This is a genomic window from Pseudomonas sp. MWU12-3088 (assembly GCF_023242405.1).
Lineage (GTDB): Bacteria > Pseudomonadota > Gammaproteobacteria > Pseudomonadales > Pseudomonadaceae > Aquipseudomonas > Aquipseudomonas kribbensis.
The window spans coordinates 1-5253 of record NZ_JALJEA010000024.1; the positions used below are offsets into that span (position 1 = coordinate 1).

At 51.7% G+C, this 5253-nt stretch carries 2 tRNA genes and 2 rRNA genes; all 4 read left to right on the top strand.

Going from position 1 to position 5253, the window contains the following annotated elements:
* Positions 1-173: 173 nt before the first annotated feature.
* The 4 genes from M5B98_RS28540 to M5B98_RS28555 all read left to right on the top strand — a co-directional run bounded on the left by M5B98_RS28540 (position 174) and on the right by M5B98_RS28555 (position 5109).
* Positions 174-1710, top strand: a 16S ribosomal RNA gene (locus M5B98_RS28540).
* An 81-nt stretch (positions 1711-1791) separates the two neighbouring features.
* Positions 1792-1868, top strand: a tRNA-Ile gene (locus M5B98_RS28545).
* A gap of 30 nt (positions 1869-1898) precedes the next feature.
* Positions 1899-1974, top strand: a tRNA-Ala gene (locus tag M5B98_RS28550).
* Between the two features lie 244 nt (positions 1975-2218).
* Positions 2219-5109 (top strand): 23S ribosomal RNA (locus tag M5B98_RS28555).
* Together the 16S and 23S rRNA genes with 2 tRNA genes alongside form the textbook arrangement of a ribosomal RNA operon.
* The last annotated feature ends 144 nt before the right edge of the window (positions 5110-5253 follow it).

Sequence of the window (5253 nt, forward strand, 5' to 3'; positions counted from 1 at the left end):
TCTTAACCAACCGCTCTTTAACAACTGAATCAAGCAATTCGTGTGGGTGCTTGTGGAGTCAGACTGATAGTCAACAAGATTATCAGCATCACAAGTTACTCCGCGAGAAATCAAAGATGTAACCAACGATTGCTGAGCCAAGTTTAGGGTTTCTTAAAAACCCAAAGATGTTTGAACTGAAGAGTTTGATCATGGCTCAGATTGAACGCTGGCGGCAGGCCTAACACATGCAAGTCGAGCGGATGAAGGGAGCTTGCTCCCGGATTCAGCGGCGGACGGGTGAGTAATGCCTAGGAATCTGCCTGGTAGTGGGGGACAACGTTTCGAAAGGAACGCTAATACCGCATACGTCCTACGGGAGAAAGCAGGGGACCTTCGGGCCTTGCGCTATCAGATGAGCCTAGGTCGGATTAGCTAGTTGGTGAGGTAATGGCTCACCAAGGCGACGATCCGTAACTGGTCTGAGAGGATGATCAGTCACACTGGAACTGAGACACGGTCCAGACTCCTACGGGAGGCAGCAGTGGGGAATATTGGACAATGGGCGAAAGCCTGATCCAGCCATGCCGCGTGTGTGAAGAAGGTCTTCGGATTGTAAAGCACTTTAAGTTGGGAGGAAGGGTTGTAGATTAATACTCTGCAATTTTGACGTTACCGACAGAATAAGCACCGGCTAACTCTGTGCCAGCAGCCGCGGTAATACAGAGGGTGCAAGCGTTAATCGGAATTACTGGGCGTAAAGCGCGCGTAGGTGGTTCGTTAAGTTGGATGTGAAATCCCCGGGCTCAACCTGGGAACTGCATCCAAAACTGGCGAGCTAGAGTATGGTAGAGGGTGGTGGAATTTCCTGTGTAGCGGTGAAATGCGTAGATATAGGAAGGAACACCAGTGGCGAAGGCGACCACCTGGACTGATACTGACACTGAGGTGCGAAAGCGTGGGGAGCAAACAGGATTAGATACCCTGGTAGTCCACGCCGTAAACGATGTCAACTAGCCGTTGGGAGCCTTGAGCTCTTAGTGGCGCAGCTAACGCATTAAGTTGACCGCCTGGGGAGTACGGCCGCAAGGTTAAAACTCAAATGAATTGACGGGGGCCCGCACAAGCGGTGGAGCATGTGGTTTAATTCGAAGCAACGCGAAGAACCTTACCAGGCCTTGACATCCAATGAACTTTCCAGAGATGGATTGGTGCCTTCGGGAACATTGAGACAGGTGCTGCATGGCTGTCGTCAGCTCGTGTCGTGAGATGTTGGGTTAAGTCCCGTAACGAGCGCAACCCTTGTCCTTAGTTACCAGCACGTTATGGTGGGCACTCTAAGGAGACTGCCGGTGACAAACCGGAGGAAGGTGGGGATGACGTCAAGTCATCATGGCCCTTACGGCCTGGGCTACACACGTGCTACAATGGTCGGTACAAAGGGTTGCCAAGCCGCGAGGTGGAGCTAATCCCATAAAACCGATCGTAGTCCGGATCGCAGTCTGCAACTCGACTGCGTGAAGTCGGAATCGCTAGTAATCGCGAATCAGAATGTCGCGGTGAATACGTTCCCGGGCCTTGTACACACCGCCCGTCACACCATGGGAGTGGGTTGCACCAGAAGTAGCTAGTCTAACCTTCGGGAGGACGGTTACCACGGTGTGATTCATGACTGGGGTGAAGTCGTAACAAGGTAGCCGTAGGGGAACCTGCGGCTGGATCACCTCCTTAATCGACGACATCAGCTGCTCCATAAGTTCCCACACGAATTGCTTGATTCATTGAAGAAGACGAAAGAAGCAGCCCGAAATTGGGTCTGTAGCTCAGTTGGTTAGAGCGCACCCCTGATAAGGGTGAGGTCGGCAGTTCGAATCTGCCCAGACCCACCAATTTTGTGTGGGAAACGCCTGTAGAAATACGGGGCCATAGCTCAGCTGGGAGAGCGCCTGCCTTGCACGCAGGAGGTCAGCGGTTCGATCCCGCTTGGCTCCACCACTACTGCTTCTGAAGTAAGAGCTTAGAAATGAGCATTCCATCGTGCTGATGGTGAATGTTGATTTCTAGTCTTTGACTAGTTCGTTCTTTAAAAATTTGGGTATGTGATAGAAAGATAGACTGAGCGCCACTTTCACTGGTGGTGATCAGGCTAAGGTAAAATTTGTGAGTTCTCTTAGTTGAGAAATTCGAATTTTCGGCGAATGTCGTCTTCACAGTATAACCAGATTGCTTGGGGTTATATGGTCAAGTGAAGAAGCGCATACGGTGGATGCCTTGGCAGTCAGAGGCGATGAAAGACGTGGTAGCCTGCGAAAAGCTTCGGGGAGTCGGCAAACAGACTTTGATCCGGAGATGTCTGAATGGGGGAACCCAGCCATCACAAGATGGTTATCTTGCACTGAATACATAGGTGCAAGAGGCGAACCAGGGGAACTGAAACATCTAAGTACCCTGAGGAAAAGAAATCAACCGAGATTCCCTTAGTAGTGGCGAGCGAACGGGGACTAGCCCTTAAGTGGCTTTGAGATTAGCGGAACGCTCTGGAAAGTGCGGCCATAGTGGGTGATAGCCCTGTACGCGAAAATCTCTTGGTCATGAAATCGAGTAGGACGGAGCACGAGAAACTTTGTCTGAATATGGGGGGACCATCCTCCAAGGCTAAATACTACTGACTGACCGATAGTGAACTAGTACCGTGAGGGAAAGGCGAAAAGAACCCCGGAGAGGGGAGTGAAATAGATCCTGAAACCGTATGCGTACAAGCAGTGGGAGCAGACTTTGTTCTGTGACTGCGTACCTTTTGTATAATGGGTCAGCGACTTATTTTCAGTGGCGAGCTTAACCGAATAGGGGAGGCGTAGCGAAAGCGAGTCTTAATAGGGCGTCTAGTCGCTGGGAATAGACCCGAAACCGGGCGATCTATCCATGGGCAGGTTGAAGGTTAGGTAACACTGACTGGAGGACCGAACCGACTACCGTTGAAAAGTTAGCGGATGACCTGTGGATCGGAGTGAAAGGCTAATCAAGCTCGGAGATAGCTGGTTCTCCTCGAAAGCTATTTAGGTAGCGCCTCATGTATCACTGTAGGGGGTAGAGCACTGTTTCGGCTAGGGGGTCATCCCGACTTACCAAACCGATGCAAACTCCGAATACCTACAAGTGCCGAGCATGGGAGACACACGGCGGGTGCTAACGTCCGTCGTGAAAAGGGAAACAACCCAGACCGTCAGCTAAGGTCCCAAAGTTATGGTTAAGTGGGAAACGATGTGGGAAGGCTTAGACAGCTAGGAGGTTGGCTTAGAAGCAGCCACCCTTTAAAGAAAGCGTAATAGCTCACTAGTCGAGTCGGCCTGCGCGGAAGATGTAACGGGGCTCAAACCATACACCGAAGCTACGGGTATCACGTAAGTGATGCGGTAGAGGAGCGTTCTGTAAGCCTGTGAAGGTGAGTTGAGAAGCTTGCTGGAGGTATCAGAAGTGCGAATGCTGACATGAGTAACGACAATGGGTGTGAAAAACACCCACGCCGAAAGACCAAGGTTTCCTGCGCAACGTTAATCGACGCAGGGTTAGTCGGTCCCTAAGGCGAGGCTGAAAAGCGTAGTCGATGGAAAACAGGTTAATATTCCTGTACTTCTGGTTATTGCGATGGAGGGACGGAGAAGGCTAGGCCAGCTTGGCGTTGGTTGTCCAAGTTTAAGGTGGTAGGCTGAGATCTTAGGTAAATCCGGGATCTTAAGGCCGAGAGCTGATGACGAGTTGCCTTTAGGCGACGAAGTGGTTGATGCCATGCTTCCAAGAAAAGCTTCTAAGCTTCAGGTAACCAGGAACCGTACCCCAAACCGACACAGGTGGTTGGGTAGAGAATACCAAGGCGCTTGAGAGAACTCGGGTGAAGGAACTAGGCAAAATGGCACCGTAACTTCGGGAGAAGGTGCGCCGGTGAGGGTGAAGGACTTGCTCCGTAAGCCCATGCCGGTCGAAGATACCAGGCCGCTGCGACTGTTTATTAAAAACACAGCACTCTGCAAACACGAAAGTGGACGTATAGGGTGTGACGCCTGCCCGGTGCCGGAAGGTTAATTGATGGGGTTAGCTAACGCGAAGCTCTTGATCGAAGCCCCGGTAAACGGCGGCCGTAACTATAACGGTCCTAAGGTAGCGAAATTCCTTGTCGGGTAAGTTCCGACCTGCACGAATGGCGTAACGATGGCGGCGCTGTCTCCACCCGAGACTCAGTGAAATTGAAATCGCTGTGAAGATGCAGTGTATCCGCGGCTAGACGGAAAGACCCCGTGAACCTTTACTATAGCTTTGCACTGGACTTTGAATTTGCTTGTGTAGGATAGGTGGGAGGCTTTGAAGCGTGGACGCCAGTTCGCGTGGAGCCATCCTTGAAATACCACCCTGGCAACTTTGAGGTTCTAACTCAGGTCCGTTATCCGGATCGAGGACAGTGTATGGTGGGTAGTTTGACTGGGGCGGTCTCCTCCTAAAGAGTAACGGAGGAGTACGAAGGTGCGCTCAGACCGGTCGGAAATCGGTCGTAGAGTATAAAGGCAAAAGCGCGCTTGACTGCGAGACAGACACGTCGAGCAGGTACGAAAGTAGGTCTTAGTGATCCGGTGGTTCTGTATGGAAGGGCCATCGCTCAACGGATAAAAGGTACTCCGGGGATAACAGGCTGATACCGCCCAAGAGTTCATATCGACGGCGGTGTTTGGCACCTCGATGTCGGCTCATCACATCCTGGGGCTGAAGCCGGTCCCAAGGGTATGGCTGTTCGCCATTTAAAGTGGTACGCGAGCTGGGTTTAGAACGTCGTGAGACAGTTCGGTCCCTATCTGCCGTGGACGTTTGAGATTTGAGAGGGGCTGCTCCTAGTACGAGAGGACCGGAGTGGACGAACCTCTGGTGTTCCGGTTGTCACGCCAGTGGCATTGCCGGGTAGCTATGTTCGGAAAAGATAACCGCTGAAAGCATCTAAGCGGGAAACTTGCCTCAAGATGAGATCTCACTGGAACCTTGAGTTCCCTGAAGGGCCGTCGAAGACTACGACGTTGATAGGTTGGGTGTGTAAGCGCTGTGAGGCGTTGAGCTAACCAATACTAATTGCCCGTGAGGCTTGACCATATAACACCCAAGCAATTTGCGCTTAAAAGCCAGATTGCGGTGTGTGAAGACGAAAGAACCGAAAGTTCGACGCTCACAAAGCACCGAAAACTATCCCATACCCAATTTGCTGAAGCGAGGCCAGCCGGTCACGAGTCAGTACCC